At 39.9% G+C, this 25258-nt stretch carries 25 protein-coding genes and 1 other annotated feature; of the genes, 7 read left to right on the top strand and 18 right to left on the bottom strand.

The genetic code is table 11. The features are described 5' to 3' along the window. Positions 1 to 60: 60 nt before the first annotated feature. Together NSU11_RS05795 and NSU11_RS05790 are read right to left on the bottom strand one after the other, a co-directional pair. Entirely contained in the window at positions 61 to 690 is a 630-nt protein-coding gene (locus NSU11_RS05795) for a GTP pyrophosphokinase family protein (protein WP_024425028.1), read from the bottom strand. 33 nt (positions 691 to 723) lie between these two features. Beyond that, positions 724 to 1089, bottom strand: a complete 366-nt coding sequence (locus tag NSU11_RS05790) for a hypothetical protein (protein ID WP_024425029.1) — start codon at positions 1087 to 1089, stop codon at positions 724 to 726. Between the two features lie 237 nt (positions 1090 to 1326). On the opposite strand from NSU11_RS05790, the gene NSU11_RS05785 reads away from it, so the two are divergent. From NSU11_RS05785 to NSU11_RS05765, 5 genes are all read left to right on the top strand, one after another. Next, on the top strand, positions 1327 to 1905 hold the full coding sequence (locus tag NSU11_RS05785) for a CYTH domain-containing protein (RefSeq protein WP_342493845.1): 579 nt from the start codon (positions 1327 to 1329) through the stop codon (positions 1903 to 1905). Between the two features lie 21 nt (positions 1906 to 1926). Then, the gene (locus NSU11_RS05780; protein WP_024426472.1) at positions 1927 to 2694 is read left to right on the top strand and encodes a lytic transglycosylase domain-containing protein; all 768 of its coding nucleotides are present in this window, start codon (positions 1927 to 1929) and stop codon (positions 2692 to 2694) included. A 275-nt stretch (positions 2695 to 2969) separates the two neighbouring features. Beyond that, complete coding sequence (locus NSU11_RS05775) at positions 2970 to 3368, top strand: thiol management oxidoreductase (RefSeq protein WP_008355333.1); 399 nt, start codon at positions 2970 to 2972, stop codon at positions 3366 to 3368. Then, positions 3365 to 4276 (top strand): ClpXP adapter SpxH family protein, encoded by a 912-nt coding sequence (locus NSU11_RS05770; protein ID WP_024425033.1) that lies wholly within the window; start codon positions 3365 to 3367, stop codon positions 4274 to 4276. The genes NSU11_RS05775 and NSU11_RS05770 overlap by 4 nt, the downstream gene beginning before the upstream one ends. Positions 4277 to 4571: 295 nt before the next feature. Next, the gene (locus NSU11_RS05765) at positions 4572 to 4745 is read left to right on the top strand and encodes a hypothetical protein (RefSeq protein ID WP_024425034.1); all 174 of its coding nucleotides are present in this window, start codon (positions 4572 to 4574) and stop codon (positions 4743 to 4745) included. A 107-nt stretch (positions 4746 to 4852) separates the two neighbouring features. On the opposite strand, the gene pepF is transcribed toward NSU11_RS05765, so the two are convergent. The 4 genes from pepF to mecA form a co-directional block, all read right to left on the bottom strand. After that, the gene (gene pepF, locus NSU11_RS05760; RefSeq protein ID WP_342493844.1) at positions 4853 to 6679 is read right to left on the bottom strand and encodes an oligoendopeptidase F; all 1827 of its coding nucleotides are present in this window, start codon (positions 6677 to 6679) and stop codon (positions 4853 to 4855) included. Between the two features lie 214 nt (positions 6680 to 6893). After that, complete coding sequence (locus NSU11_RS05755) at positions 6894 to 8054, bottom strand: competence protein CoiA family protein (protein WP_149125762.1); 1161 nt, start codon at positions 8052 to 8054, stop codon at positions 6894 to 6896. Positions 8055 to 8216: 162 nt separating this feature from the next. Continuing rightward, on the bottom strand, positions 8217 to 9737 hold the full coding sequence (cls, locus tag NSU11_RS05750) for a cardiolipin synthase (protein ID WP_044334757.1): 1521 nt from the start codon (positions 9735 to 9737) through the stop codon (positions 8217 to 8219). A gap of 87 nt (positions 9738 to 9824) precedes the next feature. After that, positions 9825 to 10490: an adaptor protein MecA gene (mecA, locus tag NSU11_RS05745; protein WP_024425038.1), complete on the bottom strand. Its 666-nt coding sequence runs from the start codon at positions 10488 to 10490 to the stop codon at positions 9825 to 9827. A gap of 263 nt (positions 10491 to 10753) precedes the next feature. On the opposite strand from mecA, the gene NSU11_RS05740 reads away from it, so the two are divergent. Beyond that, positions 10754 to 11419 carry a TerC family protein gene (locus NSU11_RS05740; protein WP_149125763.1) on the top strand — a complete coding sequence of 222 codons (666 nt, stop codon included), beginning with the start codon at positions 10754 to 10756 and terminating at the stop codon, positions 11417 to 11419. A 39-nt stretch (positions 11420 to 11458) separates the two neighbouring features. Here the strand turns inward: NSU11_RS05740 and spxA are convergent, their stop codons facing one another. The 8 genes from spxA to NSU11_RS05700 form a co-directional block, all read right to left on the bottom strand. Continuing rightward, positions 11459 to 11854, bottom strand: coding sequence for a transcriptional regulator SpxA (gene spxA / locus NSU11_RS05735; RefSeq protein WP_003211421.1), 396 nt, complete (start codon positions 11852 to 11854; stop codon positions 11459 to 11461). Positions 11855 to 12047: 193 nt separating this feature from the next. Further along, positions 12048 to 12626 (bottom strand): GNAT family N-acetyltransferase, encoded by a 579-nt coding sequence (locus NSU11_RS05730; RefSeq protein ID WP_024425040.1) that lies wholly within the window; start codon positions 12624 to 12626, stop codon positions 12048 to 12050. Between the two features lie 137 nt (positions 12627 to 12763). Next, positions 12764 to 13051, bottom strand: a complete 288-nt coding sequence (locus tag NSU11_RS05725) for a hypothetical protein (RefSeq protein ID WP_149125764.1) — start codon at positions 13049 to 13051, stop codon at positions 12764 to 12766. A 104-nt stretch (positions 13052 to 13155) separates the two neighbouring features. Further along, on the bottom strand, positions 13156 to 14076 hold the full coding sequence (locus tag NSU11_RS05720) for an ATP-binding cassette domain-containing protein (RefSeq protein WP_024425041.1): 921 nt from the start codon (positions 14074 to 14076) through the stop codon (positions 13156 to 13158). A 1-nt stretch (position 14077) separates the two neighbouring features. Further along, positions 14078 to 15166, bottom strand: coding sequence for an ABC transporter ATP-binding protein (locus NSU11_RS05715; RefSeq protein ID WP_087975602.1), 1089 nt, complete (start codon positions 15164 to 15166; stop codon positions 14078 to 14080). A gap of 3 nt (positions 15167 to 15169) precedes the next feature. Further along, complete coding sequence (locus NSU11_RS05710; protein WP_024425043.1) at positions 15170 to 16087, bottom strand: ABC transporter permease; 918 nt, start codon at positions 16085 to 16087, stop codon at positions 15170 to 15172. Between the two features lie 3 nt (positions 16088 to 16090). After that, entirely contained in the window at positions 16091 to 17035 is a 945-nt protein-coding gene (locus NSU11_RS05705; RefSeq protein ID WP_024425044.1) for an ABC transporter permease, read from the bottom strand. A gap of 116 nt (positions 17036 to 17151) precedes the next feature. Further along, positions 17152 to 18789, bottom strand: coding sequence for a peptide ABC transporter substrate-binding protein (locus NSU11_RS05700; RefSeq protein ID WP_024425045.1), 1638 nt, complete (start codon positions 18787 to 18789; stop codon positions 17152 to 17154). Between the two features lie 482 nt (positions 18790 to 19271). Then, positions 19272 to 19492: a binding site (T-box leader), on the top strand. 53 nt (positions 19493 to 19545) lie between these two features. On the opposite strand from NSU11_RS05700, the gene trpS reads away from it, so the two are divergent. Next, complete coding sequence (gene trpS / locus NSU11_RS05695) at positions 19546 to 20541, top strand: tryptophan--tRNA ligase (protein WP_024425046.1); 996 nt, start codon at positions 19546 to 19548, stop codon at positions 20539 to 20541. Positions 20542 to 20576: 35 nt separating this feature from the next. On the opposite strand, the gene NSU11_RS05690 is transcribed toward trpS, so the two are convergent. The 4 genes from NSU11_RS05690 to NSU11_RS05675 form a co-directional block, all read right to left on the bottom strand. Then, on the bottom strand, positions 20577 to 21329 hold the full coding sequence (locus tag NSU11_RS05690; protein WP_024426484.1) for a YjbA family protein: 753 nt from the start codon (positions 21327 to 21329) through the stop codon (positions 20577 to 20579). A 146-nt stretch (positions 21330 to 21475) separates the two neighbouring features. Further along, complete coding sequence (gene opp4C, locus NSU11_RS05685; RefSeq protein WP_342493843.1) at positions 21476 to 22390, bottom strand: oligopeptide ABC transporter permease; 915 nt, start codon at positions 22388 to 22390, stop codon at positions 21476 to 21478. A gap of 17 nt (positions 22391 to 22407) precedes the next feature. Continuing rightward, positions 22408 to 23358, bottom strand: a complete 951-nt coding sequence (locus NSU11_RS05680; protein WP_024426486.1) for an ABC transporter permease — start codon at positions 23356 to 23358, stop codon at positions 22408 to 22410. A gap of 229 nt (positions 23359 to 23587) precedes the next feature. Next, positions 23588 to 25222, bottom strand: a complete 1635-nt coding sequence (locus NSU11_RS05675; RefSeq protein ID WP_342493842.1) for a peptide-binding protein — start codon at positions 25220 to 25222, stop codon at positions 23588 to 23590. Positions 25223 to 25258: the final 36 nt, after the last annotated feature.

Genomic DNA, 25258 nt, shown 5'->3' with positions numbered 1-25258 from the left:
TTCTTCTCCTTTTTCACCTTGCTGCTATGAGAGGGCAGCATCATATTTGATCAAACTGGCTCAGCTGTCGTTTTTCTTTTTCCGGGAAAATGCCACTTGTGCTTCTTGAATTTCCCCTCTGATTTCGGACATTTCTTCATCGAGACGAGATGCTGCCTCAGATGCTCTTTGAAGGCGCAGCTTGACCTTCTCCGGGATATTCCCGCTATATTTATAATTCAGAGAATGCTCAATGGTCGCCCAAAAGTTCATCGCAAGCGTACGAATTTGGATTTCGACGAGGAGCTGTTTCTCTCCACTTACGGTTTGCAGCGGATATAACACAACAAGGTGGTAAGAGCGGTATCCGCTTTCTTTATGTTCTGCAATATAGTCGCGTTTATCTACAACCACAAAATCTTTACGTGACTGGAGCATTTTTTTCACGACTTGTATATCTTCTACAAACTGGCACATAATGCGAAGCCCTGCAATATCCTGCATCGTTTCAATCTCATGCATCGGGATGTTTTTACGCTTTGCCTTTTCTAATATGCTGGCAACGGGTTTCACTCGGCCTGTGACAAATTCTACTGGTGAATGGTCATCCTCGAATTCATACAGCTTTCGAATGCCTTTTAGTTTCACTTTTAATTCTTCGACTGCTTGTTTATACGGTGCGAGGAATTGATCCCATTGTTTTTTGTCCATGAAACTTCCCCCAATTCCATATACCTAATTATTTCAGAGGAATGTGCTTTTCACTTTCTCTTCCATATCTCCGTAATTGGCATTGTCTTTAATATTGTCGATTAAATAATGTAATTCCTGTTGAAGCTGAATGAGTTCCAGCGAATATTCATCCGATGCCAAATAGACAGGGATGTCACGATTCATTGCTTCTTTTAATGGAGCCCATGTATGTTCCCCTAAAATAAGATACGAAAAGGACTCCTCGGTTTCAAGTATGTAAACGAACGCAAAGTGATCAGAATCAACAAGCATTTGTCCTGATGCTTTTGCTTTTTGGATTTGCTCTTCTGACTGGATTGTCAAAATCAGCCTGTCTTCTTTTAAAGTTGCTTCTGTGATTTCAATTCTGTTTTGCATCATGATCTCCTTTACAACAAAGTACAGCTTTATTTTATCATATCAAGTTCAATATTGATAAACCGAACTTTTTGAGAAAACCCTGTTTTTCTCTTTTAAATGATCCTTTCCCAAGATTCTTCATTCATTTTGGTCCATACCTAAATTGAAAATAGAGTGAAAAAAACAGTCTTTTACATGGTGAACACACTTCATGTACAATAATCATATTTCCTCTAATGAAAGGTTGATGTCAAAATGGCACAGGAAATTGAAATCGAACTAAAGCAATTATTAATGAAAGAAGAATTTGAACAGCTGAAACAGCATTTTCAATTGAAGGATGCGGATTTCCACACGCAAACCAACTATTATTTTGATACACCTCAATTTGATATAAAATCTCAATTGGCTGCATTAAGAATGAGAGAAAAAAACGGTCAATGGGTGCTCACATTAAAGGAACCTCACAAAATAGGCTTGCTCGAAACCCACCAAACGATCGCTCCCCCATCTCAACTTGACGATTTTGAGCTGCCAGATGGTGAAGTTGCGGAAAGATTAGACCACCTGAACATTCAAAAGGATCAAATTGTGTACTTTGGTTCACTTGAAACGTCAAGAGCAGAAAAAATGATTCAAGAAGGCTTAATTGTTTTGGATCACAGCCGATATTTAACAGTAGAGGACTATGAACTTGAATTTGAAGTGAGCGACCTGGAAATCGGACAAGCCGCTTTCTCCGCATTGCTCCGCAAATTTCATATTCCAGTACGAAACACGAAAAACAAAGTCGTTCGTTTTTATGAAGAAAAAATGAAAACACAGAATAGATGAATTCCTTGAAGGAGGAACATGATGAACGTCAATCAACTTCAATCCTTTATGCAGCTTCAAGCGCTTAAAACGTTACAGACAGATCCAGCACAAACGCAAATGTCTGCGGGTCAAGAATCGAATGCCCAAGCTTCATTTCAGTCGCTGCTGCAAGATTTTTTAGGCGGATCAGAATTATCACGTCTCCCGCTTTCCATCTCTGCTTTTATGGGCACGGACCCATCAACGGCTCCGAACACGCAATATGCGCGTACAAACCCATATTTATCTGCCACTTCCGGCAGTGATCAGCTTGAGGCCCAATCTTTGTATGCAAATGACAACCAATTAAATACAGCGAATGGCATTGGAAATGTCTTAAACAACAGCTACACGCCGCCGCTTCAAAAGGCTGTCTCCAGCGGCTCATCATCAAAAGAGATGAATCAAATCGTGTCACAAATGGCTCAAAAGCATGGCGTTCCCGAAAAGCTGATTCACGCGGTCATCAAGCAGGAATCCGGCTACCGCACAAATGCTGTCAGCCATGCAGGTGCGCTTGGACTCATGCAGCTCATGCCATCTACTGCTAAATCACTTGGCGTCAACAATGCTTTTGATGCGTCCCAAAACATTGAAGGCGGAACGAAGTATTTAAAACAAATGCTCAATAAATATAACGGGAATATCTCACTCGCCTTAGCTGCCTATAATGCAGGCTCAGGAAATGTAGATAAATACGGAGGCATTCCTCCATTTAAAGAAACACAAAATTATGTAAAGAAAATCACAGCTCAATATTTCGCTTAAACCGAAGAGAATAACCTCTTCGGTTTTTTGTATGTCGCTTTTCCCCCTTTTTTGACTGAATGTGTTATGATATGGTCAATTGATCACAGAACCCGATTCTCTCTTTATTTCGAGCAGACCAAAGCGGTTTGTTTGTGGAATTGAGATGAGGTTGTTAAAATAAGTACAAGAATAGAAACAATAAAATAGAACAAACTGAATATCACTTTTGAAATAAATGAAATGCGCAATAGGGTGAGTCATCCTATTAACTACGAGTAAAAGGAGTAGTCAACATGGTACAATCGTTTAACGCACCTTACGAAGCGGTTGGAGAGGAACTTCTATCGCAACTTGTTGATACTTTTTATGAAAATGTAAAGTGTCATCCTTTGCTTCATCCTATTTTCCCGGATGACTTAAAAGAAACAGCAAGAAAACAAAAACAGTTTTTAACGCAATATTTAGGCGGACCACCGCTTTATACAGAAGAGCATGGCCACCCAATGCTGCGGGCGAGACATCTCCCTTTTCCGATTACTGAGGAGCGAGCTGACGCATGGCTTGAATGCATGGAGGATGCAATGGATCAAGTAGGATTAACCGGCGATATTCGTGACTTTTTATTTGAACGGCTTTCTCTGACGGCTCGTCATATGGTCAACCAAACACCTGAAAAGGATGGACGATCTTGAGCTGCAATACGCACGATCAATATTTCTCACACTGTCACGGACATCCTCAAAAGCCGATTGAAATCTATGTATTCATTGATCCTCTAAGCCCAGACTGCTGGTTATTAGAGCCGTCCATTAAAAAGTTGAAAATGAAATATGGCCGTTTTTTCACTTTACGAACGGTAACAAGTTCTAGTATTAATGCTTTGAATCGGAAAAGAAAGAAACATTTACTGACTGAAGCATGGGGGAAATTTGCCACTAAAACGCAGACCAAAAAAGAACAAATGCTGTCTGAACAAATTGTGACATCACCCTACCTCGCCTCACTCGCACTAAAAGCAGCGGAGCTTCAAGGCAGAAAATGCGGAATGAAATTTTTGCGTCTCATTCAAGAATCACTTTTTTGCCATCAGCAAGATGTCACAAGTGAGCAGGTGCTGATAGAAAATGCAAAAAGTGCTGGACTGGACATCGAGGAATTCCAGCGCGACATTCATTCTCAAAGTGCTGTGAAAGCACTGCAATGTGATATGAAAATTGCAGCAGAAATGGACGTATCTGAGCTTCCGACCTTCGCCTTTTTTAATACAGTAAATGGAGACGAAGGATTAAAAATTTCAGGTGCCTACTCTTATGATATTTACGAAGAAATCCTTTTTGAAATGATTGGTGAAAAACCAACACCATCAGAACGGCCTCCAATTGAATGGTTTATTGCTTACTTTCAATTTGCTTCCGCAAAAGAGATAGCCGTTGTCTATGACCTGACGCTTGAAGAAGTTGAACGAGAAATGAAGAAGCTGGCTTTCGCTCAAAAGGTAGAACGTGTCCAAGTGCAGCAAGAAATGTTTTGGCGCTATAAAGAGAATGACCACCATACAGATCTTGATGTCTATCGCTGTGAAAATGAACATGGGTGCTGACCCATGTTTTTCTTTACCTCCACTAGGAACATTCGTTCTGTTTATAAATACGAAGAAACCGCGCCGGGATAAGCGCGGTTTCACTATGTCTTAACGACAACAAAGGGGATGGGAGAAATTTTTCACGGTCAAACAAAGGGGTAATGTTTGTATGTGATTAATTTCACATCTGTAGTATATCAAATTTTGTCGACTTATGACAACAGATATACTATATGTTCATATTTTTGTCACAAAACATAAGAGGGTTGTCACTTTCATATAGTAAAAGTAACAAAAAAATGGGGGGATCTGCATGCGCAGCACAACTATTGGACTTGTTGCCATTGGCTTATGTTTCTTTTTAAATATATTAGGCTTAATGAAGATGCTTCCTCTTTATTTGACGTCTCCACTCTTATTTGCTTCGATTCTTTTTACGCTTTATCGAATGAATCACCGTAAGACCTTTAGAGGTTTTAAAGGTTGATGTTTGACATGGAATGGCCTCGACATCTGAAGAGGTCTTTTTTTATGAGAAAAAAACTCCTGTCAAAAGATGAGATAGCACTCACACGTCTGACAGAAGTCTTTTCATCACTCACCTGTTTTGGAGATGAGCTCTTCCATTTCTTTTAGTTTTTCTTCGAACAATTGACATGCTGCTTTGATTGGTTCTTTAGAAGCCATATCAACCCCTGCTTTTTTCAGCACATTGATTGGATAATCAGAGCTTCCTGCTTTAAGGAAATCGGTGTAGCGCTCTACCGCTGGTTTTCCTTCTTGTAATATTTGCTTGCTTAATGCCTGCGCCGCGCTATAGCCTGTCGCGTATTGATACACATAATAGTTGTAATAGAAATGAGGGATTCTCGTCCACTCTAATCCGATTTCCTTATCAACCACCATGCCGTCACCAAAGTACTTCTTGTTCAGGTCATAATAAAGGTTCGTCATAAATTCTGGCGTTAAAGCCTCTCCTTCTTGTGCTTTCACATGAATAAGATGCTCAAACTCAGCAAACATCGTTTGTCTAAATACCGTTCCTCTAAATCCTTCTAACAAGTGGTTTAATACATACAAACGCTGCTTTTTATCGTCTAAATGATTAAGCAGGTATTCACCTAGTAACGCCTCATTTGTAGTGGAAGCCACTTCCGCTACAAAGATACTGTAGTTTCCATACGGATATGGCTGGTGCTTTCTTGTATAGTAGCTGTGTACAGAATGCCCAAATTCATGAGCCAGTGTAAACAAATTATCAATGTTATTTTGCCAGTTCATGAGGATATATGGCTTTGTACCATAGCTCCCAGATGAATAAGCACCGCTTCGTTTCCCTTTATTCTCATAAACGTCTACCCAGCGATTTTCGAGTCCTTCTTTTAACACGGACACATATTCTTCTCCTAATGGGGCTAACCCTTTCAGCATATAATCCTTTGCTTCATCGTAGGTGAGCTTCATGCCAGCATCTTTCACAAGTGGTGTGTACAAGTCGTAATTGTGCACTTCATCAAGCTTTAATACCTTTTTACGTAATTCAATATAACGGTGTAATAACGGTAAATATTGATGAACTGTATCAATTAGATTGTCATACACTTCTTCCGGGATGCTGTTTCGTGATAATGCTGCTTCTCTTGCCGATTTGTAATTTCGTACTTTTGCATAAAAATTATCCTTCTTAATTGAACCGCTCAGTGTAGAAGCAAGTGTATTCTTATACTGATCATACGTTTTATACACAGCTTTAAAGGCATTCTTTCTCACTTCACGATCATCACTATTTAAAAATGTGATGAAGTTGCCGTGGGTAATCTTCTTTTCCTCCCCATTCTCATCCTTTACAGAAGGAAAAGAAATGTCGGCGTTGTTAAACATACTAAAAGTAGTAGATGAAGATGAAAGTGGTTCAGAGGCCTCAGCTAATAAAGCTTCTTGCTCCTCACTTAAAATATGTGGACGCTCTTTATTAATTTCTTCGAGAGCATGTGAGTACAGTTTTAATTCTTCTTTTTCTAGTATGAATTGCTGCAATTTATCTTCTTGAATCGATAAAATCTCTGGAACAATATAAGCAGATGTACTTGACAGCTGTGTAAATAGATTTGATGCCTTATCATTTAACGCCTGAAATGATGAGTTCGTTGTATCTTCATCGTATTTCATGTGCGCATATGTATAAAGCTTGCCAAGCTTTTCAGAAAGTTGATCCTGAAAGGTTAGGGCTTCATACAGGACATCAGCAGAATGGGCCAGCTTGCCTTTAAACTGAGCCAGCTTCGGAATTTCTTTTTTGACCGCTTCGAATTCCTTGTTCCATGCATCGACGCTTTCAAAAATATCTTCAAGACGCCATTTGTTTTCTTCTTTTACTTCGCTTCTGTCTGGTAGATGATTGTTTTTGTTTTGTGAAGTCATATGAATCCCCCTTGCTTGAGTTGTGTTGAACCAACCTTTCGGAAAGTGAAAGAAATTGGTGTTGTATTTATCTTCTTTGTTTTGAACTATATTTGTCAAATCATATGCAGAAATAAATACCAAACAGACTAAAAAAATGAGAAAAAAGCGTTTCTTTTGATTCAATAGCAGCACCACCTTTTTCTTATCATGATCAAAGTGGTGATGAAACATGCTAATGAAATATGAAAGCATCTCGTTTTAACACTTCATCTAGTGTTCGTATAGGCATTTGATTCGACGATACTTCATAATTACCCTCTTTCGTCATATGTAAAAACCCTTGTCTTACAAGCGCATTTACATATGCAGTGACCACCTCTTTTATTTCTTCTCTTGAAACATCGCCATATCGGAGTTTCACTTCTTTCATTTGCACACATCGATTGATTTCCATCATTAGCTGCTGAATTGTCACTCTTCCGCTTCCTTTTTTCCTCATCATCCAATCATAGAGACACCCCTGCCAAACATACACGGGACTTGTAAAAATATACGCTTCTTGCACTGGAATAAATAATTCAGTTGGCAAAAAAGGGAATGCTGTTTGATGATGCTCATAAAAAATACTTCTCAAACGTTTGCTTTCATTTGATAAAATGCGAGGAGGACGCAACCTAAATTGCTGTATACATTTAATCCATTGTTGGTTTACTTGACGCTTGCTTGAAGGCGGAGATAGAAATGCCGGAATTTCGCGGTATGCTGAAGGTGGTCTGACAGTTATTGCCGCACATATTTTCGTTGATTGAAACACAAGGAATTGATCGAGATGGATGAACCTATTCTGGATCGGGCAGAAAAAAATCAACCGCCTTTCCTCTGATTCCCTTAAAATTCCCCAATGAATGGAGGAGAAAGAAAAAAGCTGGGCAGATTTTCGGTTTAAACGATTTGCCCCTATCATCCATATGGGAAAGAGCCCTCCCTCGCGGAGACCTGCAGTTCTTCTGCGAAGCTCTTGCCGGGAAATATTTGCACATTGAAATTCGATTGCATAAGTTTCATTTCCTATAGAGACGGTCACATCAGGACGCTGATGAATCTTTGACATATACTTTTCCAGCGCCGGTTTATGTCCAAGCCCCTTCAGCCAATTCATAATAGCTTCCTTTCCCGCCTGATGATAAGCCGTTTCGCCTGAGGCTAACGGACATGCTGTCAGCTGTTTATGCGCAAAATGATAGACACGATGCTCCCCTAGCTTTAATTGCACCTCCTCCCTGCACTCAGGACAATAAAATTTGCACGTCTTTCTTACATGCTCCAGACGGCTTTTCGATAAATGATGTGTCATTCGGATAAGCTTACCGTTATCCATCATTGCTGTATTCATTCAGTTCGCCCCTCGCTCTTTGATGACCGTATTATAGCTTGTTCGTCTATAAGGAAGCGAAAAGGCAAAATGAATTTTTACCGTGTCAAAAGATGATTTTAATGATCATCTCTTCAGGAAAATTAAAAATCCCCCTTATAGAAAAGGGGGAAAATACAATCTTTATAAAAGTGGTGATAATAATCTTGCTGTTGATTCAAACAGTCTGACCCCCAAAGGTCTCTTTGCAAACTCTTCAGGAACAATTTCATGTGACTGCTCTAAATCACCTAAGAAATCGTTGACGAGCTTCTCGGTGCTTTTTGTTTTATAGAGGAAGGCATTCACTTCAAAGTTCAAATGAAAGCTTCTCATATCCATGTTTGCCGTTCCTATCGAAGCCAACTCGCTATCCACAATAATAAATTTACTATGCATAAAGCCTTGATCATACTCGTACACCTTTGCCCCTGCGTCAAGAAGCTCCGGGAAGTAAGAACGAGACGCATGGAAAACAATCCGTTTATCTGGATTCTTTGGAGCAATAATCCGTACATCTACTCCGCTCAATGCGGCAATTTTCAATGCGGACAAAATATCATCATCCGGCACAAAATACGGTGAAGCGATCCAGATGGATTTTTTGGCGGAGATGATCATGGAGAAAAAGAGATTTTTAATGACCTCCCACTGCTTGTCAGGCCCGCCAGCAATCATTTGTACGCCTTCTGTTGTACTCTCAAGGTGGCTGAAATCTTTGAAATAGTCCACACCAGAGCATCTTTCATTCGTCATATAATACCAATCCTGCATGAAAATCTGCTGGAGGTCACGAACAGCTTCGCCCTTAATCATCAAATGAGTATCACGCCAGAATCCATATTGTCTGCTTCTGCCCATGTATTCGTCTCCAATGTTAAGCCCGCCGACAAATCCCACTTCCCCATCAATTACGACAATTTTTCTATGATTTCGGAAGTTGATTTTATTATTTAAAAGGGGGAGCCTTACTGGTAAAAACGGAACGATCTGAACGCCAGCCTTTTCTAGGTCAGCAATATATTGACGAGAAAGTTTTAAGCTTCCTACATCGTCATATAAAAAGCGGACAATCACGCCATTTTTCGCTTTTTCAATGAGAATGTCCTTTAATTCTTGGCCAAGGTCATCGTGGCGGAGAATGTAATATTCTAAATGAATGTGATGTGTTGCTTTTTTAATCTCTTCAAAAATATGAGAGAATGTTTCTTCACCATTGGTTAAGACTTTAGAGGACGTGCGATATGTAATAGGAGTATGTCCAAGTCTGTGGGCCAGCTTAAATAAGAGCTGCTGATGATCACCCATATGCGTCATTTTTTCAATTGCTTCTCTATGGATATTTTCATCTTCCTGGATTAACTTCTCGTCCAATACCGCCTTCTTTTCAAACAGTCGGCGCTTTTTAATATTGCGTCCAAAGAAAATGTAGAACAAAAAGCCGAATAACGGAAAGCTGCCAAGCAGGACAAGCCATGTAATCGTTTGAGACGGATTCCGGTTCTCCAAGAAAATAACAAATCCGATGAAAATAATCGATAAAGTAAATAGAACACTGACAGAACTTAATACACTTACCGCTAAATCACCGACAATCAATTGGATGATTAAATAAGCACCTATCGTAATGATTAGAAAAAATAGAACTTTGACTACATTTCTCATTTCATTTTTCTCCTTGCCGATCTCTTTATTTACCTATTCATTCAGATAAAAAAGCCGATTCCTCTATAGAAATCGACTTTTTGTTAGTTACGAGAAGTGCTGTTGAATCGTTTCAAGGGCATTCCCTTCGATAATCAGCTGACCGTATTCTTTCAGTCTGTAGATGCTGACCACTGATTCATGAGCATATTCAAGCAAAATGCTGAGCTTATTTTCCACTTGCTCATCTGACAAATCCTCGTGGAAGTCAACATATAGATAATAACGGTTTTCAAACGAATATAAACTTGTGGTAAAATCCTGCATATTTAATTGAGAAAGTGCAATCAAATCTTCAAAGTCATCCATTTTCAACACGAATTGAAGTTGAAGTTTTTTGTCCTTCTCATTATGGTCTTCTTGATCTTGCTCTTCTTTATGAAAATCATCAAGCAGTGCGTCTAAGCTTTCTTCATCTGTTTGATCTTTTTTATCTTCTGGAATCGGCAATTCGAGCTTTTGTCCATCTTTAGAAAGTTGGGCTTTTGTCACGACAATTTCAAGACCTTTATCAAGTGCCTGTACTTGAATCCAAAGCGGCCCCTCTACTGCAAATTCTTCTTCTTCGTGCACTTCGTCCATTACTTCCCAAAACAGCTCTTCACTGCGCTCACGATTATACCAAATCTCTTCACGGTCAAATCCGCGATCTTCAATATCACCGTAGGAAATATAAAATTTTACTGTATGTTCATTTATTCTTTCGATTTCCATTTTGCCAACCTTCCCTTCTATATAAGATGTTGAAGGGACATACAAGCTCCCAATTAATAGTACTTTACTACACTTTACCCGTTCCGTCTACATGTTAACCGTTTAAAGAATTGAGGTATTGCTTCGTATTGTCTATTTTATGATAAAACATGAATAAAAGAAATAAAAACGCATTTTTTGCAGAGAAAACTTGCAGAAACATATATTTGAATTGTCTTCATATATTGGTTGTACGAGCTCTATTAGGACAAGAGGTGAAATGGATGGAAACAGAGTGGATCGTATCCTTACTGATGATTATTGGCATAGACCTGATTTTAGGCGGAGATAATGCGCTCATCATTGCGATGGCCAGTCGCAGTTTATCACAAGACAAACGCAATAAAGCCATTTGGATCGGCACTCTTTTGGCCGTTCTGATGAGAATTACAATGACTGGTGCCGCAGTTTATTTATTGACTATCCCTTATTTGCAGTTTATTGGCGGTCTTTTTCTCCTTTATATAGGATACAATCTGTTAATTGAACAAAAAAAGGAATCGATTCGGATTAAGAGCAGCGGCTCCCTTTGGCGTGCGGTTCAAACCATTGTGATTGCAGACCTCTTTATGTCACTTGATAATGTCATCGCAGTTGCAGGTGCGGCAAAAGGCAACATGATTCTGACCGCTTTTGGCCTCATGATTTCTGTACCGATTATTATTTGGGGAAGCAAGCTGATTCATGCAGCTTTAACTAAATTTCCGTTTCTTTTATACGGAGGAAGTGCGCTTTTGGCCTTTACTGGCGGAGAAATGATTGTGCGTGATGTGAAATTGACTGAATTTATGTCACAGCATGCCACGCTTGAATTGATGCTACCGTTTTTAACCGTCATTACAGTCATATTAGCAAGCCTCTTTTACGAACAAACGGCTGAAAACAAATAAAAAAAGCTGCCAAATGATCGGCAGCTTTTCGTATTTTTATTAGTTAGCAAGTCGCTGAGCTTCTCTTAGTTGGAATGTACGAACCGTTCTTGGTAAGAAACGTCTAATTTCATCTTCATTGTACCCAACTTGTAATCTTTTTTCATCCAAGATAATTGGACGACGCAAAAGACCTGGATGCTCATTGATTAGTTTATACAATTGTTGAAGCGGCATTGTCTCAACATTGACATTTAGTTTTTGGAATACTTTTGAACGTGTTGAGATAATTTCGTCTGTACCGTCTTCTGTCATTCGAAGAATTTCTTTGATTTCATCGATTGAAAGAGGCTCAGAAAAAATGTTTCTCTCTTGATATGGGATATTGTGCTCTTCTAACCACGCTCTTGCTTTTCTACATGATGTACAGCTTGGTGATGTGTATAATGTTACCATAAATCTTCACTCCTCAATTTGTAGAATGAATATTGATCTGTATTCTTAAATTAAAATTGTTCTAAATAAGTAATCTTTATAGTGATTATACTATAAAAAAGTAAGTGTGAACAGATTTTCTTGCAATTTTTGTGACAAAAACTAGACAATTTCATTCATTTTGTGGTGCTGCTGGATGTCAGAACATTCTCATTTAGTCGAGATGATCGAAAATATTTTTTTGCTTTCTATTTTCAATGATCTTCAATACATCATCAACATCCTCATACGATTGTCCATACCATTCTTCATCTTTATACGTATGGATTCGTTCATAGGTCTTCCTCATGGCTTCCATGATCTCTTCCTCATGATTTGTAAGAGGCGACCAATAAAGAATTTCCATGCGGTTCACTTCATTTGTTGCAAGTGACCTGCGTTTATAACCGATTGATTCTGCATGCTTGAAGTGCTCTCTTTGGTAAAACTTTAGGCGTTTTGCAGTATCTGCATCATCTTCATCTACAGGCTCGACCTCAAGCAAGATCGGTTTCTTTTTTTCCTTCAGCTTATGAATAAGCTTTGACCCGAGGCCTTCACCTCTTGCATCTTTGGAAACAAATAAATAATCAATAAAGATGAAAGAATCAAATTCGGCGTACATCATCACATGATGAGGTCCTTCCTCCTTATGATAAATATCACTTCTTTCCTTTAATAAAGCTTCCATATGCTCTTTTGACTTCATTTCTTCTATCGGGAAATATTCACTGAGCTTTTCATACCAATTCATGGATCTGCTCCTTATGCTATAGTTAAGAACCACTTCCTTAGATATTCCCGATTTCCTGCTATTTAAACGCCTGTACTAGTAAGACGCAGCAAAGTCTAAAGTAGTTTCACTTTTTTTCAATTAACGCAAAAAAAGTTTTATAACGAACGATTCATGACGAGTTGAATGCAGACAAACAGGATAAGTGTCATGACAATTTGAAGCATGATGAAATAAAGATATTTTACACGCCGTGCTTCTTGCTTCTGACCGCTTGTCTTTCGGTTAAGCATATATTCCACTGAAAAAGACACAATCCCAATGAGCACCATAAACGCGAGCATCCACTTTCCTCCGTTTGGTTTCCTGAAAAAAGACGTTGAAAAAAGCATGAATACAATGAGTACATGAAGCAATGAATAACGAAAGGTTTTCCAATTTAACATTTGATTTCCTCCGGTATCTGCTTGTACTTAACTAAAAATTACCATCATCTTGTTTTTTTGTAAAATAAAAAAAGAAGCACTGACTTAGCAGTGCTTCTTCCTTCTTATGATTGTTTCGCCTGTAGCTCTTTGAATTCTTCCTCTGTGCAGCTCACAAAGTGACCTGGCTTCACTTCACGGAACTCGGTGTTTGTTCCTTTGTGAACAGATGGATCATACTTGATTCGTTTGCGGTTACGCTCATAATCAGGATCTGGAAGCGGAATCGCAGACAGCAATGATTTTGTATATGGATGAAGCGGGTTTTCGTATAATTCATTCGCTGGTGCCAGTTCAACCAATTTTCCGAAATACATCACGCCGATACGATCGCTGATGTATTTTACCATGGACAAGTCATGGGCAATGAATAAGTACGTTAAACCTTTTTCCTCTTGAAGCTCTTTCAATAAATTGACGACCTGCGCTTGGATCGACACGTCTAATGCAGAGATTGGTTCATCGGCGATGATGAAATCCGGCTCTACTGCTAATGCACGTGCAATTCCGATACGCTGTCTTTGACCGCCTGAGAATTCATGCGGGTATCTGTTCGCGTGCTCTTTGTTCAAGCCAACAGTTTCAAGTAATTGGTACACACGCTCTTTACGCGCCTGTTTTGTTTTTGCAAGGCCATGAATGTCGATGCCCTCTGCAATGATGTCAAGCACTGTCATTCTAGGGTTGAGTGAAGCATATGGATCTTGGAAGATCATCTGCATTTGACGGTTGAACTCAAGCATTTTTTGTCTTGATTTCTTCCCGTGTACATTTTCACCCTTATAAAGAACTTCACCATCTGTCGCATCATAAAGTCTAATGATCGAACGGCCCGTAGTGGATTTACCACAACCAGACTCACCTACAAGACCAAGCGTTTCACCTTTGTAAATATCAAATGAAACCCCATCAACTGCTTTCACAGTTCCTCTTGCTGTATGGAAATGCTGTTTCAAATTTTTGATTTCTAACAGTTTTTCTGCCATGCTATTCACCCTCTTTTACTAATACAGGTTTTTCGTAGCTACCTTCTAGTTCACGCATTCTCGCCTTTACAGAAGCAGGCGGTTCAACTTTAGGTGCATTCGGATGAAGTAGCCATGATTTCACATAATGCGTATCTGATACTTTGAACATTGGCGGTTCTTGTTCAAAGTCAATTTTCATTGCATAATCGCTGCGGAGTGCAAATGCATCTCCTTTCGGCGGGTTTGTCAGATCTGGCGGTGTTCCTGGAATGGCAGTCAGCTTTCCTTCATCTCCGCCATCTGTGTCAAGACTCGGCATGGATGCTAAAAGTCCCCATGTATACGGATGCTTAGGATTGTAGAAAATTTCATCGACAGTCCCTGTCTCCACAATCTGTCCTGCATACATAACAGCTACACGATCAGCGACGTTGGCAACAACACCTAGATCATGCGTAATAAAGATAATCGAAGTGTCAACCTTTTGCTGAATTTCTTTCATTAATTCTAAAATTTGTGCTTGAATTGTTACATCAAGTGCAGTCGTTGGCTCATCGGCAATCAGCAGCTTTGGATCTGCTGCAAGCGCCATGGCGATGACAACCCTTTGTCTCATCCCGCCACTAAATTCGTGCGGATATTGTTTAATTCTTTTTTCAGGCATTGGAATTCCAACGAGCTCCAATAGTTCAATGGCTCTTTTTTCAGCCGCTTCTTTTGAAATTTGTTCATGCTTGAACAGCACTTCTGTAATTTGTTTCCCGACTTTCATCGTTGGATTCAAAGATGTCATCGGATCTTGGAAGATCATTGAGATATCTTTTCCTCGAATGGTTTGCATTTGTTTCTCAGTTTTCTTGACAATATCTTGGCCATCAAACAGGATCTGTCCGCGCTTGAAATAACCCGGCGGCATCGGAATTAATCTCATGATCGCTTGTGATGTTACACTTTTACCAGAGCCAGATTCACCTACAATAGCAAGTGTCTCGCCTTTATTTAAGTGGAAGTTCACACCACGAATGGCTTGAACCTCTCCACCATATGTTTTAAATGAGATTGCAAGGTCTTTCACCTCTAGAATACGTTCACGTTCCATCCTAATCACTCCTTATTTACGCAACTTCGGATCTAAAGCGTCTCTTAGTCCGTCTCCAACCACGTTAAAACCAAACATTGTAATACAGATAAATGCGGCTGGGAACCATAATCTCCAAGGGTAGTACGTCATGGCTGGAATTCCGTCAGACGCCATTGTTCCCCAGCTCGCTAACGGAGCCGGTACACCAAGCCCTAGGTAGCTTAGGAATGCCTCTGTGAAGATAGCAGAAGGAATCGTTAATGTCATTGTCACAAGAATTGGTCCCATTGAGTTTGGAATTAAGTGTTTAAATAAAAGTCTAGATGTTTTCGCACCTAATGTTTGTGCTGCAAGAACGTATTCTTGACTCTTTAATTGTAAAACCTGTCCCCGAACAATACGTGCCATGTTAATCCAGCCTACGACTGTCATGGCGAGGATAATCGTTAATAATCCTTTTGGCAGAACAACCATCATTAAGATAACCATTAATAGTGTTGGAATTGCCCATAAAACGTCTGCGATACGCATCATCACTTCATCTGTACGGCCGCCTTTGAACGCAGCAATACTTCCCCAGATAATACCGATGATCACGTCAAGAACCGCTGCAGCAAGACCGATGAAGATCGAAATTCTTGCCCCGACCCATGTACGGACAAACATGTCACGTCCTAAATCATCTGTACCAAACCAGTGCTCTTTTGAAGGCGGCTGGTCAGCATTCAGCAAATCGGTCGTGGAGTAATCATATTTAGAAAACATCGGAACAAAGATGGCCAGCATCACAATAATAAAAATGATTGTAAGTCCAACCATTGCAAGTTTATTGGCACGGAAGCGAAGCATGGCATCCTTCCATAAAGATAGACTAGGTTTAGAAATTTTTTCAGATTCTGCTGCGTCAGCTGTCGCAGGCACAAATAAATCTTTTCTCATCTCTTCCATGTGTTAGACCCCTTTCTTCGCCTTCGTCAGTTTAATTCTAGGATCGATAATACCGTAGAGGACGTCAACGACTAGAATACTGATTAATAGAATAATACTGTAGAAGACTGTAACACCCATGATGACGGTGTAATCACGGTTTGTAATGCTTGTGACAAAGTGAGAGCCTAATCCAGGGATACCAAAAATCTTCTCAACGACAAAACTACCTGTTAAAACTGAAGCAGCCATTGGTCCCATGTATGTGATAACAGGTAACAATGCGTTTCGGATGGCGTGTTTGATCGTCACAGCAGATTTTGTTAATCCTTTCGCTCTAGCCGTTCTAATGTAGTCACTATTTAGTACTTCAAGCATACTTGACCGTGCAAGTCTAGCGATAAATGCCATTGGCATGAAGGAAAGTGCAATAGAAGGTAGTACGGTGCTTGCCCAAGACTCCCATCCTGCAACTGGGAAGATCGCTATAATACTTGCCTCAGATGCAAATACATATTGTAGTAGCGCCGCTAAAATGAAACTTGGAACTGAAATTCCAAAGATCGTTAAAATGGCAATCGTATAGTCTTGCCACTTGTTATGATAGAGCGCTGCAAGGACCCCAAACAATACACCAAATGCTAATGCGAGGAGAATTGCCTCAATTCCGAGGGTAAAGGAAACGGGGAATCCAGAACTGATTAAGTCATTTACAGTTTGTCCTTTATATTTAAATGAGGGACCAAAATCTAATGTTGCAACTGAACCTAGGTAGTTTACATATTGAACAAATAAGGGCTTGTCCAATCCGTAGTGCTCGTTTAGGTTTGCTTCAATTTCAGCAGGAAGTTTCTTCTCTCCAGAGAATGGACCACCAGGTGCTGCCTGCATGAGAAAGAAAGTTGCAGTTACAATAACAAACAGTGTGATTAAAATATATATTAATCGCTTACCGATATATTTAAGCAACGGAATTGCACCTCCATGATTTTACAACAATTTCTCTAATCAGCAAGAAAGGTATATGGAGAGACATCCTCCATATACCTTAAGATCCTTGCCGTAGATCTCTTACACTATGACTCTTACTTTTCGAAATGTGCCCATTTGTATTGAACATCACCTAGTCCAGATACAACTACACCTTTAAGTTTTGGATCTTGTACCCAAAGCTGAGTGTAGAAGTAAATTGGTGCTACAGGCATATCGTTGATGATGATTTCTTCTGCTTTTTTCAGCATTTCTTCACGCTTCGTTTTATCTGTTTCTTTTGCAGAATCATTCAACAATTGTTTGTACTCTTTGCTTTCCCATCCAGTGTCGTTGTTTCCACCGTCTTTATCTTTGTAAAGCTCAAGGAAGTTCACTGGATCGTTGAAGTCACCTAACCAGCCCATACGTCCGATTTGGTAGTCTCCGCTGTGGATTTTGTCGATGTATACGTTCCACTCAGAGTTATCAAGTTCAACTTTCACACCTAAATCTTTTTTCCACATTTCTTGAATTGCTTGTGCAATCTTTTGGTGGCCTTCATCTGTGTTGTAAGAAAGTTTCAATGTTGGAAGATCAGAAACAGACTTATAACCTAATTCTTTCGCACCTTTTTCAAGAAGCTTTTTAGCTGTATCTACATCGTGATCTTTGAAGTAGCCAGTTTTGTTATCTGTGAATCCTTCCATTGTTGGTGGAACGATTGCCATTGCTGGAACTTGTTCACCTTGCGTAATTTTGTCAACGATCGCTTGACGGTTGATTGAGTATGCAAGGGCCTTACGGATGTTTGCATTGTTTAAAGGTTTTACTTCTGTGTTGAATTTGTAGTTATAGATACCAGCGATCGTCTGGATTTTCAGACCGCCCTCTTTTTTCAATGTTTTTAAAGACTCAGTTGGAAGGCTTCCAGTCGGAGAACCAGCCCAGTCAAGCTCGCCTTTTTTGAACATGCTAAGTTCAGTGTTTGTATCTTTGATCATAGACATGTTGATTTTTTTCAATTTCACAGTATCTTTATCCCAGTATTCATTGTTCTTTTCAAGCGTGATAGAACCGCCATGTTTCCATTTAGAAAGAACGAATGGTCCGTTAGATACGTAGTTTTCACCAGCATTTGTGTACCAGTTTTTATTCTTTTCAGCCACTTTTTTGTTGACTGGCATATAAGTATAGAATGCAGTTAGTTCAGTAAAGAACGGTGTTGGGTTCTCTAGCTCAACTACAAGCGTTTTGTCGTCTTTAGCTTTAATGCCAACATCAGCAACTTTCGCTTTCCCTTTGTTTGCTGCTTCAGCACCTTTAATATAGTAAAGCTGGTAAGCATATTGAGATTCATTTTTAGGATCTAATGCCCATTTCCAAGCATATTCAAAATCTTCTGCTTTTACAGGGTCACCATTAGACCATTTTGCATCACGAAGTGTGAATGTATAAGTTTTACCATCAGCACTTGTTTTGATATCAGAAGCCATTGCATTTTCTGGCTTTCCTTCAGCGTTAATTCTTGTTAATCCCTCAAAAGTCTGACGGATGACACTACCTGAAGTTGAATCATTTGCCAATCCCGGATGTAGAGAAAAAGGCTCAGTGGAGATATTCACATTTAATGTTGTTTTAGCCTCTCCAGAACTGCTCGTGCTGTCGCCTGATTTGTTTCCGCTGAAACCACAAGCGCTTAATACAAGTGTGAAAATAAGCATTAAAGTAACAACAGACCAACGCTTTTTCAACTGTATTCCCCCTTATAATATGTTTTTAGTTCAAAGGTCTCGATAGAAGATGAGATTCAGATTTAAGAAATAGCGTAAAAAAGTCCCTAAATAGCTTACTTTCTATTTCTTTTGTTTTTTCTGAATTTTCACTATGTAAAGAGCCTAGCACAAACGTGTGAACAAATTCATTATAATGAATAGAATAATTTATTGCAATATCAATTTCATATATTTTTTAAAAACGTAAATGGGGATAAAGAGGGATTTTTATAAACTAAAGTCTCAATCACTTCAACAAATTAAAGCGTAAATTGATTAAAATAATTTAACAAATTCAGCAGGAATAATGTTTTATACATATAATTAATCATCCTTTTTTAAAAAATTCTGACAGATATTTGGTATTTTATCTAAAATTTTAAGTGTCAATAGGCATGATGAGAAGGTCACATAATGGCTTCGTGACTTTTTCATGGTCATCCTTTATAATAGATAGACATATTGTTGCGATGAAAAAGAAGAGTACATATATTCACCATTTACAGAGAGTCTGCGGCCGGTGTGAGCAGATAATGGCATGTATGGAATGGGCTTTGGAGCAGCTAACCGAACACTTCTAAAAAAGTGAGTAGGCTTAGACGGAGCAGTCTCCGTTATCAACGTCTTGAGTGATTTCTATGTGAAATAACAAGGGTGGTACCACGGTTCATTCGTCCCTTTTCTGTCGAAAAGTGATGGGTGGGCCTTTTTATATTGAAGAAAAGAGGTTTTAGTATGACAAAGAAGACAATTTTTTCAGGCATTCAGCCGAGCGGTTCTGTCACATTAGGGAACTATATTGGAGCAATGAAGCAATTTGTCGATTTGCAGCATGACTATAATGGCTATTTTTGTGTCGTCGATCAACATGCGATTACAGTGAGTCAGGACCGATTAGCTCTCCGCCAAAATATTAGAAGCTTAGCAGCTCTTTATTTAGCTGTTGGTCTTGATCCAGAGAAAGCGACATTGTTTATCCAATCAGAGGTACCTGCTCACGCCCAGGCAGGATGGATGCTTCAATGTGTTGCTTATATTGGGGAATTAGAAAGAATGACCCAATTTAAGGACAAATCCGCTGGCAAAGAAGCAGTTGTTTCAGGCCTATTAACGTATCCCCCATTAATGGCTGGCGATATCTTATTATATGGTACTGATTTAGTCCCTGTTGGAGAAGACCAAAAGCAGCATCTTGAATTGACTAGAACGCTCGCTGAACGCTTTAACCGAAAGTACAATGACATCTTCACTGTGCCTGAAGTGAAAATTCCAAAAGAAGGCGCACGGATTATGTCTTTAACAGATCCAACGAAAAAAATGAGCAAATCCGATCCGAACCAAAAATCTTTCATTACCTTATTAGATGAACCAAAGCAGCTTGAAAAGAAAATTAAAAGTGCTGTGACGGATTCAGAAGGCATCGTCAAGTATGACAAAGAGAACAAGCCTGGTATAGCCAACTTGCTGACGATTTATTCTGTATTAGGCAACATATCCATTGCAGAGCTGGAGCAAAAGTACGAAGGCAAAGGATATGGTGAGTTTAAAGGAGATCTTGCGAACGTTGTCGTTGATGCTTTAAAACCAATTCAAGATCGATACTATGAACTCATTGAATCAGACGAGCTTGACCGCATTCTAGACGAAGGTGCTGAAAAAGCAAACCGCGCAGCAAACAAAATGCTGAAAAAAATGGAGAATGCGATGGGTCTTGGCAGAAAACGTAAATAAAAAAAGCTTGCAGCACGACTCGCTGCAAGCTTTTTCTAATTTACTTTTGATTCGTTTTCCATTTCCCAAAGCTTTTCGAAAAAAGGCTGTCCTTTAATCATTTTTTCACAGAAGGCTAAATGATTCTCTGACCACCCATCAATCGTTTCATTGTAAAGCATGTTCCAAATCTCTTCGAAAGACATTCGTTTGATTTGGTTGTACATGCGCGGGTTCCATTCCGTATACCAATACGCAATCTCCGCCCTGTTTTTGAGCCCTTTTAATTGATCGAGCGCCATAAACATCAGCTGTTTCAGCTGTCTTTCTTTTCTCGTTAATCCGCTGATATGCTGCGGCGGCAGTGATAGAATATGATACTCTTTCGTCGATTCAAGGCTGTCCTTAGAAAATTCATATTCCTCTGCCTTCACATCTTTCACCATTTCATACACCAATTGCTCCTGCCTTGGGATCAAGCGGCTTTTTCTCACAGGTATGGAATACCCAATCGTATCTACAGCAATAATTCGAATGCCGTCTGTGACCACAAAGCAATACTCTAATTTACGGCGTTCATGATTTTTTCGAATATAGGATTTCTCAAATACAGACTCTAGCAGTGTCTTCGGCAGCTCTGAAAGATCATTCTCTATGTAATCAAACAAAGGACTCTGCACCTTAAGTAAAGGCACTTGATCTAACAGTTCAACGCTGTCCTCCTTACGCCACTCATGAAAATGACACACATTGTAGCCATTTTCTTCCCCTTCAAACCAATTCACCCATACGTCATGAAGAAATAACATAACCAATCCCTCACTTTATAAAAACTGTTGTCCACAGTATGGGCAAGGGATAGAGAAATTATTCCAACTTTATCAAAACTTCAAGGTGAGTATATGATGGCTTCATGTCTTTCTTTCGTTCAGGAACCGCAGAGCCCCTTTAAACTTTATTTCAGCTTTTTAGGATCAAGCGCATCTCTCAGCCCATCTCCTAAAAAATTAAAGCATAAAACAGTCAGCAAAATGAGTAAACCTGGGAAAAGCGGGTACCACCACGCTTGCACCATAATCGAGAAATTTTGTGCATCTTGCAGCATGTTGCCCCAGCTTGCTGTTGGCGGCTGAATACCAAATCCAAGGTAGCTGAGCGTTGATTCAGCTAAAATGACGGAGCCTACTTTTAATGTAGCTGATACAATAATAGGACCGATACAGTTCGGTAAAATATGCGAAAAGATGATGACATGATTTTTCGTTCCAATGGTTCTTGCCGCGAGGACGAATTCTCTTGTTCGAAGTGATAAGAATTCACTGCGGATGAGCCTGGCGGTTGTTGTCCAGCCTGTCAAAGCAAAGATTAAAATCAATTTATCAATGCCCGGTTTGAAAATGGTGACGAGCGTGATCAATAGAAAAATGTCTGGAATCGACAAGACGACATCCACAAACCTCATTAACAAGGAATCAACAAACCCTTTGAAATACCCCGCGACCGCGCCAACGACAGTTCCAATAGTAATTGCACCAACCACCGAGACGAAACCGACCAACAAAGAGACCCGCGCGCCATATAGCACCCTTGAGAAAATATCACGGCCAAACTTGTCTGTGCCCATAAAATGCTCAGCACTTGGCGGCTGGAGCCGCTTCAATAAATCTTGATGCTCTGGTGCATATGGAGCGATCACTGGAGCGAAAATGGCTGAAAAGATAATGACCAATAAGATCACGGAGCCGGCAACCGCCAATTTATTTTTGAAAAATTTCTCACAAAATAAACGCAGCATCGTCTCAGGCTTTGGCGCAAGGCCCTCCTTTAATTTGATATCAACAGGAGGTGTTCCCATATTAGGCTGTGCCATTGTGCTTCAGCTCCCTTCTAATATTCAATACGCGGATCAACGATCGCATATAAAATATCCGCTATTAAATTTCCAACCACCACAAGCACTGCGGAAATAACGGTCATTGCCATAATGACCGGATAATCTCTCGAAAAGGCAGAATCAATGAACAGCTTTCCAAGTCCAGGCCAGGTGAAGATTTGTTCCACCACGACTGCGCCGCCAATAAAAGATGGTATCATTAATCCGAAAATCGTTATGACAGGCATAAGACCGTTTCTTAAACCATGCTTAAAAATGACTTTGTTTTCTCTAAAGCCTTTCGCTCTTGCTGTGCGAATGTAATCCTGCCTCATCACATCAAGCATACTCGACCTTGTGTATCGGGTCAGCCCTGCCATATCAGCCGTTGCTAAAACAAAGGCAGGTAAAATGATATGATGGAGCCGGTCTAACACATTAAAATCGGCATTCAAGGTAGAAACTCCGCCAGTTGGAAACCAACCCAGATTCACGGATAAAACCATAATGAGGATGAGACCAAACCAAAAGTTTGGAATAGCCAGTCCGATAAAAGATGTAACCGTAATGCCATAGTCAAGCTTTGTATATGGACGTTTTGCTGAAAGGACACCAAATGGAATTGCGATCAGCAGGGCAACTAATGTAGAAAAGATCATGAGGATGAGGGTATTTGGCAGCCGGGCAAAAATCAAATCAGCCACGGGTGTTCCCTTTTTGACAATGGATGTGCCAAAGTCACCTTGAAGCATATTGCCAAGCCATTTCATATATTGGACATATTCAGGATCGTTCAAGCCGTACTTATCAATAAAGGCTTCCCGGTCTGCCGCACTAATGGTAGGGTCCATCATGAGTGACATCGGATCGCCTGGTGCTGCTTTCATAATGGCAAAGGACAAGATGGTAATCCCTAATAAAATGGGAATGGAGAGTAATGTCCTTCTAATGATATATGTAACCATATGCACAACTCCTTTTTCATCGGATCGCCAATCTGTAAAAAAAAAGGCCAAAATGATGGATTTTAGCCCTTTGTCTGCTTTTCAGCGTGATCTGAAAACCCTTGAATTCTCGTGCTGATGCGGAGCGAACGAAGTGATCTTTTTAGCACCCACGCAGAGAACTGACACCGAATGCAAGGGATTGTTCTCACGGTGAAAGGGGAGAATCCCCCCCTTCTTCACTATCAGCCTACTGTTCAAGCCACCATTTTTCAATTTTGTAATATTCATCTTTCGGGTGGTAAGAGTAGCCTTGGAGATTAGATGGCATAGCACGATGTGAGTTAGCATAGTAAAGGAACGTATACGGCTGATCCTCTGCGATCAGTTTATAAATTTTTTCATATGCCTTTGAATAATCTTTTCGATCGCTTAAGTTTTTAGCATCAACTAACAGCTTATCGACCTCTTTATTTTTATACCAGATGTTATTTAAACCTTTTTCTGACTGGCTTGAGTGGAATATGCTGAATTGATCAGGGAATGTCGCAAGGCTCCAGCCGAGCAGCAGCGCATCATAATCCCACTTAGGCGGTGTCGTCTGCTCAATGAGTGCACTGAATTCCACAATTTGCGGCTTCGCTTCCACACCGATTTCTTTGAGCTGCTGCTGGACAACGACAGCGATATCTTCACGAACTTTATTTCCTTGGTTGGTCTTTATGACAAAGGAGAATTTCTTGCCATCTTTATCAAGATAGCCGTCTCCATCTGTATCCTCCCAGCCCTCTTCTTCCAGCATCTTTTTCGCTTTTTCTTGATCAAACTCAAACACTGGAACATTTTCATCCTTTGGATAGTTCCAGGACAGCGGACTTTCTGGAATATTGGCTACTTTGCCGTCTCCATCTAGCACTTGGTCAACAATCGTTTGACGATCAATGGCATGTGTCAGTGCTTGGCGGACCTTTTTACTTTTAAAGAGTTCATTTTTCTGGTTCCAGCCAATGTATGAATAATTGAGTCCTAGATCAGATTCGATTTTAATGTTGCTCACTTTTTCAGCTGTTTGCAGCTCGGATCCTGGTACAGCAAAGAAATCAATATCTCCTGCTGACAGCTGGGCAATCGCTGCATTCTGATCAGGAATGGTTTTAATGGTGACAGTATCAAGGTAAGGACGTCCATCCCAATAATCGTCAAAGGCTTCTAGTTTGACGTAGTCTCCTTCTTTCCATTCTGCGAATTTAAATGGACCTGAACCGATTGGTTTTTTTCGGTTAAATTCGTTTTCACCTAGATCTTTTATAGGCACATCACCTAAAATATGCTTAGGTAAAATACCGTAGCTTCCTAGTGTGACATTATAAAAATAAGGATCTTTTTTATTGAGCTTGAATTCGATCGAGTAGTCCCCTGTCTTTTTAACAGACTCTAAAACTTCAAAGCCTGATCCGCGCTCCCCGTTGTAGTCCTTATTGATTGGTATGCTGTATGTAAACACAACATCATCAGCAGTCAGTTCTTCACCATCATGAAACTTCACACCTTTTTTAATGGTGACATCAAACTGCTTGCCGTCATCAGATTCTTTAATATCCTCTGCCAGCGATAGCTGAGGGTTGAGCTTTCCGTCTGTTTGAAGTAAGAAGCTGTAGATTCTTTCCTCAATATCAGAGCTTGCCACATCTGTAGAATACAGCGAGTTAAATAATGTTGGCTCTGCAATTGAACCGATGACAAGATCGCCGCCTTGTACCGGTTTACCTGTGGATTTCTTTTCACTGTCTCCAGACGTTTTATTTCCACCAGAACAAGCAGCAAGGATTAATGTAAAAATCAGCAGTAAACTGACCAGAATGGACTTTCTATTTCTACCTTTCATAGACAATTCCCCCTATTCTTTTTTTAAAATAATGAC

The sequence above is a fragment of the Bacillus sp. FSL R5-0712 genome, from assembly GCF_038593285.1.
Classification (GTDB): Bacteria; Bacillota; Bacilli; order Bacillales; family Bacillaceae; genus Bacillus; species Bacillus safensis.
This window is presented reverse-complemented; position numbering and strand designations above follow the sequence as displayed.